Here is a 13,413-nt window from a genome sequence, read left to right as displayed (position 1 = left end):
GATGGCCGATCACCGCACCCGCCACTTCCGCAACAACCTTCGCATCGAGCGCGACAACGCCGCGCTTTACGGCCGGTTGGCCGAGCTGGCCGACGATGCGCGGCTGAGCCAGGTCTACCGGCGCATTGCCGCGGGCGAGCACAGCAATGCGCAGTTCTGGGAAGCGCGCCTGCGCGAAGTGGGCGAGGCCGTGCCGCCACCGCGGATCGGCCCGCGCGTGCGCGCACTGAGCTGGTTCGCGCAGCGTTTCGGCACCGAATTCGTGATGCCGACCGTGGTGCGGCTGGCGCATGCCGACCATCAGGTCACGCCGGTCGATCGCAGCGGCCATCGCGATCATTTCCCGTTGTCGCAGGCGGCCGGTCCGCACGGGCTGCGCCATCGCGCACAGAGCGGCAACACCTTGCGTGCCGCCGTGCTCGGCGCCAACGACGGGCTGGTTTCCAACGTCAGCCTGGTGATGGGCATGGCCGGCGCCGCCACCGGCGATCGCGCCGTGCTGCTGGCGGGGCTGGCAGGCCTGGTCGCGGGCGCGTGCTCGATGGCGCTGGGCGAATGGCTTTCGGTCAACAGCTCGCGCGAGTTCTACCAGGCGCAGATCACCGAACGCGCCGAACGCCTGGCCGTGGCGCCGGAAGACGGCCTCGAACACATCGCCGGTTTCTATCGCGAGAAAGGCCTGGAGCCAGCCGCCGCCGAGCACCTGGCCGAACACATCGCCGAAACGCCACGTGCCGCGCTGGACATGCTGGTGCGCGAAGACCTGGGCGTCGATCCGGCCGAACTGGGCGGGTCGGCGTGGGGTGCGGCGATCTCCTCGTTCTGCCTGTTCGCCTGCGGTGCGCTGTTCCCGGTGGCGCCGTATTTCTTCCTCGGCGGCTATTCCGCCCTGTTGGCCAGCGCGTGTTCCACTGCCGCCGGGCTGGCCCTGATCGGCATCGGCACCTCGCTGTTCACCGGACGCAGCATGCTGTTCTCGATCGCCCGCCAGTTCGGCATCACGGCCGCCGCCGCCGCGATCACCTATGGCGTGGGGCACCTGCTCGGCGTGGTGCTGAGCTAGCTTGGTATGCTGCGTCATCAGCCACGACGCAGCGCGCAAAGAACCATGTCCGACGTCCTCGAACTTGCCCGTGACCTCATCCGCCGCCGTTCGGTGACGCCGGAAGACGCCGGTTGCCTGCCCTTGATCGGCAAACGCCTGGAACGCGCGGGCTTCCACGTCGAACACCTGCGCTACGGCGAAGTCGACAATCTGTGGGCGACCCATGGGGCAACCGGCCCCACGTTGATCTTCCTCGGCCACACCGACGTGGTGCCCAGTGGCCCGGAAATCGCGTGGCAAAGCCCGCCGTTCGAGCCGACCCTCAAGGATGGCCGTCTATACGGCCGCGGCGCTGCCGACATGAAAGGCTCGGTGGCGGCGATGGTGGTGGCGCTGGAGCAGTTCGTGGCGGCGCATCCGGATCACCGCGGCCGGCTCGGCCTGCTGCTGACCAGTGACGAGGAAGGCCCGACCAACCTCGACGGCGTGCGCCGGGTGGTCGAACATTTTCGTGAACGTGGCGAGCGCATCGACTGGTGCGTGGTGGGCGAGCCATCGGCGAAGGAGACACTGGGCGACCTGATCCGCGTGGGACGCCGTGGCTCGCTCTCCGGCACGCTCGTCGTGCGCGGCGTGCAGGGTCACGTGGCTTACCCCGAAAAAGCGCTGAACCCGATCCACGCCTTCGCTCCCGCCCTGGCCGAACTCGCCGCCACGCGCTGGGACGAAGGCAACGGCGATTTCCCGCCCACCTCGTTCCAGGTCTCCAACCTCAACGCCGGCACGGGTGCGAACAACGTGATTCCCGGCGAACTCACCGCACTGGTCAACTTCCGCTACTGCACCGCCAGTCGTGCCGACGACCTGCGCGCGCGCACCGAGGAAATCCTGCAACGGCACGGCCTGGACTTCATGCTGGACTGGAACCTCTCCGGTGAACCGTTCCTCACCTCGCCCGGTGGCATCCTGCGTGAAACGGTGGTGGCCGTGTGCCGCGAGCTGTGCGGCATCGACCCCGAACAAAGCACCGGCGGCGGCACCTCCGACGGCCGCTTCATCGCGCCGCTGGGCGCCGAGGTGGTCGAGCTCGGCCCGGTCAACGCGACCATCCACAAGGTCGACGAGTGTGTGGATGTGGCGGAGCTTGAGAAGCTGCCGGCGGTGTATCGGGCGGTGTGCGAGCGGCTGCTTGCCGGGACCTGACCGGGCGATGACGCTTCGGCCGGCGATTGCCGACCGTCGTTGCGGTGCCCGCACCAGGTAATCAGCGCATCAGTGTCGTTGCTCGCCATCGGCATCCAGCCGCACCGCCTGCGGCACGCTCTCGTCCGGTGGGTTGTCCTTGAGTCCCTTGCGGAAATCGGCGATGGCACTGCCGAGGTCGCGGCCGGCGTTGCGCAGCTTGCCGGTGCCGAACACCAGGAGTGCCAGCACCAGCAACACGATCCAGTGCGAAAAGCTGTCCAATCCGAACATGTGTGGATTCCCGTTATGGAAGTGGATGAAGCGGCCGCTCCTGCGAGGCAGGCGAAGCCGGTGGTGGTGTGGCCAGCAGGCCGGCGGATGCCGCGGGTGCGGCCTGGCATTGCAGCGGGCCGCCGGCGTCGGCGGTTGCCCGGGCAGGGCAGCGGTAGTCCAGTGCGGCCACCAACGCGGGCGTGATCTCGTCGAAGCCGAGCACGGCACCGCCGTGTTCGCGTACGAAGGCTTCCGCCGCCTCACGGGTGGCGAACGGCGCCAGGGTCGGCCCCATCGAACCGGGCAGCGGCTGCCAGGCCACGTAGAAGGCGCGGCGCGCGTCGATGAAGCTGACCGCGGCGTGGCTGGGCTGCTTCCAGTCGATGTGGGCACTGTCCTGCACGAACAGCTCCTGCAGCGCGGCCTGGTTCTCCGGCTGCAGCACGTAGGCGAAGAAGTCGCGGGTGGAGTCGAACACCAGCGGCTTGGCGCGACCCGCGGTCCACGCCTCCGCGCGTGGGCCGGGCGAGCCGTCCAGGTACATGCCGCACACGGCGCAGGCGTCGTCCGCGTGGGTGTCGACGGCGTGCTTCGCCGGTGACGGGTTGCCGCCGCAGCCGGCGAACAGGGCCAGTGCAAGCACCAGGGCGGCGCGGTGGATGGTGGTCATCGGCAAGGGCTGCATACGTGGGTTTCCTTCAGACTTCCTTGCGCCGGAACGCAAGCAGTGCCCATGCGAACGGCACCGCCGCCCAACCCAGCAACAGCAGGTCCAGCAGCATCGGCGAATAGGCGTGGTGGGCGGTCATGCCGGTCAGCAGGTCGTTGCCGGCGCCGTCGCCCAGTGCGGTGAGGTTGACCAGCCGGAACACGTCGACCGGGTTGAGCAGCAGCAGGTACGGATATACCGCGCGCTCGAGCGGGTTGCCGCCGCTGACCACCAGCAGCGCCAGCAGCGCGAGGTCGAACAGCACCACGCTGGCCAGCCAGCCGATCAGCGCCAGGCCGGCGGCGCGCGACTTGTCGGCGGTCTGCACGCTGATCAGGCAGGCCAGCCCGACGAAGCAGGCGCCCAGCAGCGAGGCGCTCACGATGAAGCGGCCGATCTGCAGCCACGCCTGCGCCATCTGCGCCGGTGGCTGCAGCCACTGCATGATCGCCACCGCCAGGCCGAAGCCGGCCAGCGTGGCCACGGCCAGCGCGCCGCAGTGGCCGAGGAACTTGCCGGCCACCAGCTGGCCGCGCGCCAGCGGGTAGCTGAGCATCAGCAGCAGGGTGCCGTCGTCGCGCTCGCCGACGATGGTGTCGTAGGCGATCAGCAGGCCGATCAGCGGGATCACGAACGCGCCCAGCGTGGTCAGGCTGGCCAGCGTGGCGTCGAACGAGGTGAAGCCCACGCGCCCGGCCGCCGCGCTGCCGAACCAGGCGATGCCCAGCGCCAGCAGCGCGAACAGGATGGTCAGCGCCACTGTCCAGCGGTTGCGGAAGTCGTCGCGGAACTCCTTGGCGGCGACGGTCAGAATCGGGTTCATGCGCGGGCCTCCGCGGTAGCCTGGGGTCCGGCGCCGAGCCAGTCATAGAGCTGCGCCAGGGTGGGTTCGCGCACGTCGAGATCGACGATCGCGGGGTCGGCCAGCAGTTCGCGCAGCGTGTGCAGCTTGCTGGCGCGCGGCACCTGCAGCTCCAGCCGGCCATCGGGGCGCGATTGCGCGGAAAGGCCGCCGGTTTCAAGGCGTGCGAGCAATTCCGGCATGGCCTGCTCGCGCGGGCGCAACAGTACCTGCGCCGGCAGTGCGGCCGCCTCGCCCAGTGCATGCAGGCTGCCGGCGGCGAGCAGGCGGCCCTGGCGCAGGATCAGCGCGCCGTCGATGTGCGGCTCCAGCTCGGCCAGCAGGTGCGAGGAGACCAGCACGCAACGGCCGTCCGCGCGCAGCTCGCCGACGATGCGGTACAGCTCGCGGGTGGCCTGCGGGTCGAGGCCGGTGGTCGGTTCGTCCAGCAGCACCAGTTCGGGCGAGCCGAGCAGCGCCTGCGCCAGGCCCAGGCGCTGGCGCATGCCCTTGGAGTAGGTGCCGACGCGGCGGTCGGCGGCGTGCGCCAGGCCGACGCGCTCCAGCAGCGCCGCTACCTGGCTGCGCGGCGCCTGCTTCAGCCGGGCCAGGTAGTCGAGCAGTTCGCGCCCGCTCAGGCTGGCGTAGAAGGTGGCGCTCTCGGGCAGGTAGCCGATGCGCCGGCGCAACGCGTGCGCGCGCCACGGCGACTGGCCGAGCACCTCGAGGCGGCCGCCGCTGGGCGCGATCAGGCCAAGAATGAGTTTGATCAGCGTGGACTTGCCCGCGCCGTTGTGGCCGAGCAGGCCGATCACCTGGCCGCGCGGCACGCAGGCGGTGACGCCGTCGAGCGCGGCGAGCGCGCCGTAGCGCTTGGCCAGGGCGTCCAGTTCGATGGCGTGGTTCATGGGTTGGGGCCGGAGGCTTTCATCAGCGGGTGGCTGTCCTGCACCGAGGGTGGCGTGAACACCGGGAATGCGCGCTGCACGTAGCGCATCAGCAGCACCGCGGGGCTGGACATCAGGTTGCGCGCGGAAGGGTATTTCCACAGCAGCACATCGACGCCGTCGTTGGGGCGGAACGGCACGTCGCCGATGTCGTCGGCGTCCAGGTCCCAGCCCAGGTAGTCGCTCCAGAAATTGCCGCGGCCGTGCGCCGACCATTCCTGGGCGAGGTTCTGCACGTATTTCACCTGGATGCGGTTGTCCACGAAGCGGTTGCTCCACAGGCGGTTGTTCTCCGAGCCGGCGGTCACGTGGATGCCGATTTGCGAGTCGGCGACGAGGTTGTCGTGGAAGTCGTTGAATTGCGACAGGTAGACGAACAGGCCCTTGCCATCGGTGCCCTCGACGGTGCCGCCGGCGTCGTCGCGCTGGCCGTCGATGCGGTGCACGCGGTTGCCGGCGATCTCGCTGTGCGCGATGTAGTTGAGCAGGAAGCCGTAGGACTGCTCGTCTTCGGAGCTGTTGCCGATCACCTTCAGGTGGTGCGAGGACATCAGCGCGTAGCCGGCCAGGTTGCCGCGGCTGACGTTGTCCAGCAGCAGGTTGTCCTGCGAATACATGTAGTGGATGCCGTAGCGCACGCCATGCACCACGTTGCGCGCGATGGTGTTGTGCGGGCTGACGTAGACATAGATGCCGTCGCGCGAGTCGGCCACGTCGTTGTCCTCGATGGTGCAGCCGGTGTCGTTCCACAGGTGAATGCCGTCGCCGCGGTCGGCCACGCGCAGCGAGCGCATGCCGCGCACCACGTTGTGCGCCACGCGTACGTTGGCGGCGCCGTCGAGGTAGACGCCGAACAGGCTTTCCTCGATGCGGTTGCCCTCGAGCGTGACCTCGCGCGCCGTGCGCTCGACGAAGATGCCGGCGTTCATCGCGGTGAGGTCGGTGCCGCTGCGGCGCACGGTGAGACCGCGCACGGTGACGTTCGACGCGCGGATGCGCACGACGTCGCCTGAGCCGCCGCCATCTAGGATCGCGCCGGTCTCACCGAGCAGGGTGATGGGTTTGTCCAGCTTGAGGTGCACCGCGTGCATGCCAGCTGGCACGTGGACGGTGGCGCCCGGCGCCGCGTCGGCCACGGCCTGTTCCAGCGGCTCGCGCGCGTGCGCCGGCGTCGCCAGCGGCAGCGCCAGCGCGAGGATGGCAAGGAGACGGAGCATGTCCATGGCAGCAGTGGACGACCCGGCCGTGCCGCCGCGCTTGCGGCGCGGCGGCACGGCGCGGCTCAGGCCTCGACCAGCATCCGCCCGCTCATCTCCATGTGCATCGCATGGCAGAAGAACGTGCAGTAGTACCAGAACACCCCCGCCTTGTCGGCGGTGAAGGTGGCCGAGGCGGTGGCGCCGGGGCTGATCTCCATGTTGATGCCGTAGTTGACGATGCAGAAGCCGTGGCTCACGTCCTCCACCGCGTCGATGTTGGTCACCACCACGGTCACCTCATCGCCCTTCTTCACCGTGAAACTGCCCATGCCGAAGATCGGCGCGGCCGAGGTCATGTACACGAACACCTTGCGGCCTTCGCGGATGACCTTGCTGTCGGACAGCACGTTGACGCCGTGTTTCTTGGCCATCGCCACCGTCTCGGCGAAGAACGGGTCGTCGCGCTCCCAGCTCTTCTTGACCTTGTCGATCAGCAGCCGGCGATGCAGCAGGATCACGTCGTGCGGCTCGGCGTAGACCGGGCCGTCGGCGACCAGCTTCATGGTTTCGCCGGAGATGTCGATCAGCTGGTCGTTGTCCGGGTGCAGCGGGCCGGTGGGCAGGAAGCGGTCCTTGGAGAACTTGTTCAGCGACACCAGCCACTTGCCGTCGGCATCGCGGGTCTCGCCCATCGAGGTATGGCAGTGCCCGGGCTGGTAGGCCACGTCGATCTTCTGGCGCAGGTAGTTGACCTTCTTGCCGTCGTGGGCGGCGATCGCGTCGGCGATGTTCCACTTGGCGATCTGGCTGTCGATGAACAGCGTGGTGTAGGCGTTGCCGCGGCCGTCGTAGGCGGTATGCAACGGCCCCAGGCCCAGCTCGGGTTCGGCCACCACCACGTCGCGCGGGTCCTTGAGCTTGCCGGCGAACCAGTCGTCGATGCGGCTCCATTCCATCACGGTGACGGTGGGCGAGAGCTTGCCGTTGGCCACCACGTACTTGCCGTCGGGGCTGGCGTTGATGCCGTGCGGGTTCTTCGGGATCGGGATGTACAGCGTGAACGAGGAACCGTGGCGGCCGTCCAGCACCGGCACCTTGGAGCTGCCGATGGTCTTGAACTCGCCTTTCTTCACCGCCTCCTCGATGCGCGCGAGATTGAACACCACCGCCCAGTCGCGCTCGGCCTGCATCGTGCTGGGCAGGTCCATGCCCTTCTCGCTGTTGTAGCAGGTGGAGATGGCGTACTTGCCGGCGTAGTCGGCCTCGGTGTTGTCCAGGTTGCCGTCCACCAGCACCTGCCAGGCGACTTCCATGGTGTCGCCGTCGAGGGCGCTGAACATGGTCTGGTACTTGGCCGGATCGTCCAGGTCGCGGCCGTCGTTCGGCGCCGGAATCAGGAACTCGCCGTTGGCGAACACGTAGCCGGTGCGCGGCGCGCGCTGCACGCGCAGGCCGTGGATCGCCTGCACGTTGGGCACGTCGGTGATGCGGTCGGTGCGCATCACGTCGCAGCGGATGCGCGCGACGCGGGTGTGCGCCTTGTCGTTGATGAAGATGTAGCGGCCGTCGTAGTGGCCGTCGGTCTGGCTCATGTGCGGGTGGTGGCAGTCGCCGCCGGGCGGGAAGTTCGGCCCGAGCACGCGCTTGCTCTCGTTGGTGACGCCCCAGCCGATGGTGAAGTCGGGGTTGAACACCGGGATGCGCATCAGCTCGCGCATCGAGGGCACGCCGACCAGGCGCACCTCGCCGGACTGGCCGCCGCTCCAGAAGCCGTAGTACTCGTCGAGCTGGCCGGGCGGCACGTGGTCGGACAGTTCGCCCGCGGCCGAGGCAGCCTTGGCCGGGCCGGCAGCGGCGCCGGCTGCGCCCGCGGGCTCACCCTTCTTGCCGCAGCCCGCCAACGCCAGTCCCGCCGCGCCAGCGAGGCCAGCCAGCGCGCTGTTCTTCATGAAGTTGCGGCGCGCGGGGTTGCCCGGTTCCGCGGTCTGGCCGGACTGGCCGGGTTGGTTGCTCGATTCGTCGTGCATGGCATTCATCCGTTCGGATCGTGGTGGGTCAGTCGGCGACCTTCGCCGGCTCGTGGGTTTCCGGCGTCGCCGCCGGGATGATCGTCAGCACCGGGGTGGGCAGCGGCCGCGCGGCGCGTTCGCGCTTCTTGCGGCGCTCCACCAGCGGTGGGCATTTCTGGTCGTTGGCGTAGGTGACCTGGCAGTCCAGGCAGTAGTGGCATTCGTTGAAGTTGATCTGGCCGATCGCGTTGATCGCCTTCACTTCGCACTCGTTCGCACAGATCTGGCACGGACGGCCGCATTCCTTGCGCCGGCGCAGCCACTCGAACAGGTGCCAGCGGCCGGACACCGCCAGCCCGGCGCCCAGCGGGCACACGTAGCGGCAGTAGAACTTGTTGTTGAACGCCGACACCGCCACCAGCGCCACCGCGTAGAGCACGTAGCTCCAGGAGCGGGCGAAGTGCAGCGTGATCGCGGTCTTGAACGGCTCGATCTCGGCGTAGTGCTCGGCCATGTTGAGCGACTGCAGCGACATCCCGAACAGCACCAGCAGGATGATGTACTTGATTGCCCACAGCCGTTCGTGCAGGTACTGCGGCACCTCGAACTGCGGCACGTGCAGCCGGCGCGCCAGCTTGTTCACCAGCACCTGCAGCGCGCCGAACGGGCACAGCCAGCCGCAGTAGATGCCGCGTCCGAGCAGCAGCAGGGTGGCGGCCACGAACACCCACAGGATGAACACCAGCGGGTCCATCAGGAAGGTGGACCAGTGGAAGCCGTGCAGCACCGCCTGGATGAAGGTGAGGATGTTCACCACCGACAGCTGCGCCAGCCCGTACCAGCCAATGAACACCAGCGTGTAGATGAGGAAGCCCACGCGCAGGCGTTCGAGCAGGTGCGGCCGCGTCACGATCCAGTCCTGGAACATCAGGATCAGGGTGAGTACCGACAGCCCCGCCAGCAGCAGCGCGATGTCCAGCCGGCGCCCGTGCCATATCTTCTGCCACAGCGGCGCATCGGCCGGCAGCGCGTCGGTATCGGCTTCGGTCGCCGCTTCCGGGCGCGTGGTGTAGGCCGCCGGCATGCGGTAGTCGCGGGTGAAGGTGTGGTAGATGCTTTGCAGCGGACCGACCTGGCGGTTCACCATCAGCTGCAGCGTCCACGGCCGGGTGGCGTCGAAGCCGCTGACGCCGTGGCGCACGATGAAGATTGCCTGCTCGGCGAAGGCTGGCTTGCCGCGCAGCGGAGTGTCGTTCAACTGCACCAGGTCGGTGTCCTTGAACAGCACCAGCTTGCCGTCCTGCAGCAGGTGCACGCGGTCGAAGATGCCGCCGCGCACGTAGCCCACGCCCTTGAACGAGTAGATGCCGTTGGCCATCACCGCGATCGCCGAGTCGCCGGGCTTGAGCTGCTTCATCAGGTCGGCGTGGGCCACCTCGCCGAGCAGGTTGCGGCCCACCGTGGGCGGGGTGACGTCGGCGAAGTACAGGTCGATGAAGGTGTCCGCGCCGTGGCCGGGCGCTGGTGCGGTGGGGTCGTCGACCAGGCCGCTTTCCGGCTGGCCCTTGAAGGCGTCGGTGATCGCCTGCCGCGCCAGCCGCAGGTGGCCGATCGCGCCGTTGCCGGTCAGCGTCTGCCAGTCGGCCGGCACGAAGTAGTCGGCGCGGACCTGCGCGGCGGCCGCGCCGGTGTCGACCGCGCCGGCGATCAGCTTGCGCGAGGCGGCCACCTTCAGCGCCGAGTTCATGATGGTCTCGTTGGCCACCATCGAGGTCACCGTGGCGCTGCTGATCGCGTCGATGCGCACGCTGCCGCTACTGCCGCCGCCGACCACGATCTGGTCGTCCACGCGATGGCCGATGTAGCGCGCCACGAAGTCGTACAGCTTCTGCACCGGGATGCCGACCAGCAGAATCGGCTCGTGCTGCTCCAGCACGCGGACGTCGCGGATGGTGCCGTCGGTGCCGATCGACACCAGCATGTTGATCGGTGCCCCGGAGTAGGCCGGCACCGGCGCCACCATCACCGTCTCGAACACGTAGCCGATCACCTTGTCGCCGTGGTACACGGCCGCGGCGGGCGGGGTGCCCTCGATGTCGCCGAAGCGCTCGGCCTCGGGGAATACCTGGTGCAGCTGCGGATACTTCGCGTCGATGCCGGCCAGCGCCGCGGAGGCGGGCAGCAGCAACAGCAGCGCGAGCAGCAGCCGGGCGATGAGGGAGCGGGAGCGGGCGTCGCGCATCAGGCCAGCTCCGCCGTGCCGGCGATCAGCGGCAGTTCGCGCGAGCGCCAGCGCCGTTCGCCGGTGCGCGAGAACGCCAGCCACTGGTGGCCCTGCGCGTCCATCAACGACGACAGCCGCGGCAGCTCCAGCGAAAACGCCGCCGTGCTCATGCCGTCGGCCAGCACCGAACGCTGCGCCATCACGGTGACGCTCGAATAGCTTTGCGGCGACCAGCCGGTGCGCGGGTTGACGATGTGGAACAGGCGCCGGTCGGCGGAGAAGAACACGCGGTAGTTGCCGGAAGTGGACAGCGCCGCGTTGCGCAGCTGCAGCACCGCCGCCACCTGGCTCACGTCGCGCGGGTCGACGATGCCGACGTTCCAGTGCCGCCCGGGGTCGTTGCCGCAGATCGCGTGGATGTCGCCGCCGGCGTCGACCAGGGCGTACTCGATGCCGGCGCCGCGCAGCGCCACGATGCCCTGGTCGACCACGTGGCCCTTGGCGATGCCGTCCAGCGTGATCGCCATGCCCGGACGCGACAGTCGTGCGCCGTGCGCGTCCAGCGCAAGGTCGCGGTAGCCGACCAGCGCATCGCGATCCTCGGCCACGCGCTGCTCGTGCGCGTCGGTGCGGCTTGCGCCGCGCAGCGTCTCGAAGTAGCGTAGCACCGGCAGCACGGTCGGGTCGAACGCGCCGTCGGTCAGCCGCGAGAGCGCCAGCGCCTGGCGCAGCACGGCGTCCAGCTGCGCGGGCACCTGCGCCAGCTGGCCGTCGTGGTTCAGTCGCGCCAGCGGGCTGGCCGGGTCGAAGCGGGTCAGCTGCGCGGCGGTCGCCGCCATGCGCGCGAACGCCGCCTCGATCGCCACGCCGGCGGCCTGCACATCGTCGGCCAGGCAGGTCACCGAAACGGAGGTCTGCATCAGCGTGCGCTCGCGGCGCACCTGCCACAGGTTCTGCTTGCGCTTGAGCACCGCCCAGCCGCCGCCGGCCAGCAGGCCGCCGGCGATGGCGAGCTGGCCGGCCTGCCGCAGCAGTCGCCGGCGCTCGGGCGAGCGCGGCTCGGTGGGTTCGATGGAGCGGTGCATGGGAGGACCTCCCGGTGTGCGTCTTGGTGCGAAGGCGAAAGGTGTGGGGCGTCAGGCCGCGCTGGCTTCGACCCGTGGCGGCGGTTGCGCCACGACACCGGTGCCTTTGGCATCGCGCACGCCCAGCCGCCGCTGCAGCGCCGGGCTGGTGGTCGTGTACTGCAGGTTCACCTTGTCGCCGGGGTGCAGGTGCGCATGCGCAGCGAAGGCGCACAGCGCCGTCTCGTGGAAGCCGGAAAGGATCAGCTTCTTCTTGCCGGGATAGGTGTTGATGTCGCCCACCGCGAACACGCCGGGCACCGAGGTCTGCAGCGTCGATGGATCGACCACCAGCTGCTGGCGTTCCAGGGCCAGTCCCCAGTCGGCGATCGGCCCCAGCGCCGGATGCAGGCCCCAGAACACCAGCAGCTGCGACGCCTCGATGCGCTGGACCATGCCGCTGCGGGTGCGCACGCGCACCTGCGACAGCGCGCCAGCGGCCGTCTCCAGCCCGACGATGTCGCCTTCGCAGAACTGCATGCGGCCCGCGTCGCACAGCGCCTGCATGCGCGCCACGCTGGCCGGTGCCGCGCGGAAGCTGGATGAGCGATGCACCAGCACCAGGCTGCGTACCCGCTCGACCAGGGCCAGCGCCCAATCCAGCGCCGCGTCGCCGCCGCCGGCGATCACGATGTCCTGGTCGTCGGACAGCGCCGGCTGCGTCACCTTGTAGTGCAGCGTGCGGCCCACCAGCGGTGCGGCTTCCGGCAGGTCCAGCGTGCGCGGTGCGAACGCGCCCAGGCCGCCGGCAATGATCACCACGCCGGCGTCGAAGGCCAGGCCGCCACTGGTCTGCAGGTGAAAGCGGCCGTTGTCCATGCGCTGCAGCGCGGTGACGGTATGGCCCAGGTGGAACTTCGGCGCAAACGGGCGGATCTGCTGCTGCAGCCGCTCGATCAGCTCGCGCCCGCTGCACACCGGCAGCGCCGGGATGTCGTAGATCGGCTTGTCCGGATACAGCTCGACGCACTGGCCGCCGGCATGCGGTACGGCATCGATCACGTGCGTATCCAGCCCCAGCAGGCCCAGCTCGAAAACCTGGAACAGGCCGACCGGGCCTGCACCGATGATGACAGTGTCGCAGCTGATCATGAACGAATCCGCCTTGTGGACGAGGCGGATCATGCGCGTGCCCGAAGGCGATGCTTTTGACCTTAGTCAGGTTTGGCCGGTCGGTTCGTGTGGTCGAATGACGCATGAGCACGTTCAGGCACTGGGCCGCAGAACTCCGCGACCCGAACCGGTGCATCGGTATTTCCCGGCCAGGGGACCGTTCGGCGAAACGTCAGTCGGCGGTTGCCGGCCACCGTTGCGGTACCTTGCGGATGTCTGCGGCCGGATAGCCCATCTGCACCACGCGAGCGACCAGCGCGTCGTAGTCAGCCTGCGACACGGTGGGCGTGCGCGCCATGACCCAGGCGTAGTCGCGCGCGTCGCGGGCGACGATGACCTGGCTGTAGTCGTCCTTCAGGTACGCCACGATGTATTGCGCCTTGATCGGCCAGAACACCTGCACGCCCCAGACGGCATTGCCGCTGTCCGCCTTCACGAAGCCGGTGGAGTGGATCGTCTTGACCGGTTTGTCGAAGCCGCCGTTGTTGAAGTGGAACTGGGTGTAGATGTTTCCATCCGGCTGCAACGTGTAGGTTTCGACCGGGTTGTAGGCGTTCTTTTCGAAACGCGTGGGGATGGTGGCGATCACGTACCACTTGCCCATGAAGCGCGGCAGGTCGACATGGGCGACCGGCTTGATCGGCGGCAGATCACCGGCGTGAACGCCGGTGCTGGCGGCCGCCAGGGCGCAGGCCATCAACAAGGTTCTTGGAAGGGACATGCCATGACTCCGAGGCGAAAGAG

The 13,413-nt window shown here is 68.9% G+C and carries 12 protein-coding genes; 2 read left to right on the top strand and 10 right to left on the bottom strand.

The genetic code is table 11. The features are described from left to right. Position 1: 1 nt before the first annotated feature. The gene (locus IMW82_RS16285; protein WP_211005326.1) at positions 2-1,063 is read left to right on the top strand and encodes a VIT1/CCC1 transporter family protein; all 1,062 of its coding nucleotides are present in this window, start codon (positions 2-4) and stop codon (positions 1,061-1,063) included. A 45-nt stretch (positions 1,064-1,108) separates the two neighbouring features. Next, positions 1,109-2,248, top strand: coding sequence for a succinyl-diaminopimelate desuccinylase (gene dapE, locus IMW82_RS16280; RefSeq protein WP_211005325.1), 1,140 nt, complete (start codon positions 1,109-1,111; stop codon positions 2,246-2,248). Positions 2,249-2,317: 69 nt separating this feature from the next. Here the strand turns inward: dapE and tatA are convergent, their stop codons facing one another. From tatA to IMW82_RS16230, 10 genes are all read right to left on the bottom strand, one after another. Beyond that, positions 2,318-2,521 carry a twin-arginine translocase TatA/TatE family subunit gene (tatA, locus tag IMW82_RS16275; RefSeq protein ID WP_108471071.1) on the bottom strand — a complete coding sequence of 68 codons (204 nt, stop codon included), beginning with the start codon at positions 2,519-2,521 and terminating at the stop codon, positions 2,318-2,320. Between the two features lie 13 nt (positions 2,522-2,534). After that, positions 2,535-3,173 (bottom strand): nitrous oxide reductase accessory protein NosL, encoded by a 639-nt coding sequence (locus tag IMW82_RS16270; RefSeq protein WP_244754388.1) that lies wholly within the window; start codon positions 3,171-3,173, stop codon positions 2,535-2,537. Between the two features lie 28 nt (positions 3,174-3,201). Next, positions 3,202-4,035, bottom strand: coding sequence for an ABC transporter permease subunit (locus tag IMW82_RS16265; RefSeq protein WP_211005323.1), 834 nt, complete (start codon positions 4,033-4,035; stop codon positions 3,202-3,204). Continuing rightward, positions 4,032-4,961: an ABC transporter ATP-binding protein gene (locus IMW82_RS16260; protein WP_108471074.1), complete on the bottom strand. Its 930-nt coding sequence runs from the start codon at positions 4,959-4,961 to the stop codon at positions 4,032-4,034. Before IMW82_RS16260 ends, IMW82_RS16265 begins: the two co-directional genes overlap by 4 nt. Further along, positions 4,958-6,217 (bottom strand): nitrous oxide reductase family maturation protein NosD, encoded by a 1,260-nt coding sequence (locus tag IMW82_RS16255; protein WP_244754387.1) that lies wholly within the window; start codon positions 6,215-6,217, stop codon positions 4,958-4,960. Before IMW82_RS16255 ends, IMW82_RS16260 begins: the two co-directional genes overlap by 4 nt. Before the next feature lie 65 nt (positions 6,218-6,282). Further along, entirely contained in the window at positions 6,283-8,226 is a 1,944-nt protein-coding gene (gene nosZ, locus IMW82_RS16250) for a TAT-dependent nitrous-oxide reductase (RefSeq protein WP_211005321.1), read from the bottom strand. Positions 8,227-8,254: 28 nt separating this feature from the next. Further along, on the bottom strand, positions 8,255-10,450 hold the full coding sequence (locus IMW82_RS16245; RefSeq protein WP_211005320.1) for a NosR/NirI family protein: 2,196 nt from the start codon (positions 10,448-10,450) through the stop codon (positions 8,255-8,257). Next, on the bottom strand, positions 10,450-11,517 hold the full coding sequence (locus IMW82_RS16240; RefSeq protein WP_211005319.1) for an FAD:protein FMN transferase: 1,068 nt from the start codon (positions 11,515-11,517) through the stop codon (positions 10,450-10,452). Before IMW82_RS16240 ends, IMW82_RS16245 begins: the two co-directional genes overlap by 1 nt. Before the next feature lie 51 nt (positions 11,518-11,568). Beyond that, a complete protein-coding gene (locus IMW82_RS16235; RefSeq protein ID WP_244754386.1) occupies positions 11,569-12,681 on the bottom strand; it encodes an NAD(P)/FAD-dependent oxidoreductase in 1,113 nt (370 codons plus the stop codon). A gap of 160 nt (positions 12,682-12,841) precedes the next feature. Next, positions 12,842-13,390 carry a lipocalin family protein gene (locus tag IMW82_RS16230; RefSeq protein WP_211005318.1) on the bottom strand — a complete coding sequence of 183 codons (549 nt, stop codon included), beginning with the start codon at positions 13,388-13,390 and terminating at the stop codon, positions 12,842-12,844. Positions 13,391-13,413 lie beyond the last annotated feature (23 nt).

Source organism: Rhodanobacter sp. B2A1Ga4 (assembly GCF_018101315.1).
Lineage (GTDB): Bacteria > Pseudomonadota > Gammaproteobacteria > Xanthomonadales > Rhodanobacteraceae > Rhodanobacter > Rhodanobacter thiooxydans_A.
Note: the sequence above shows the minus strand (reverse complement) of the source record. Positions and strands in the feature narration are given on the sequence as shown.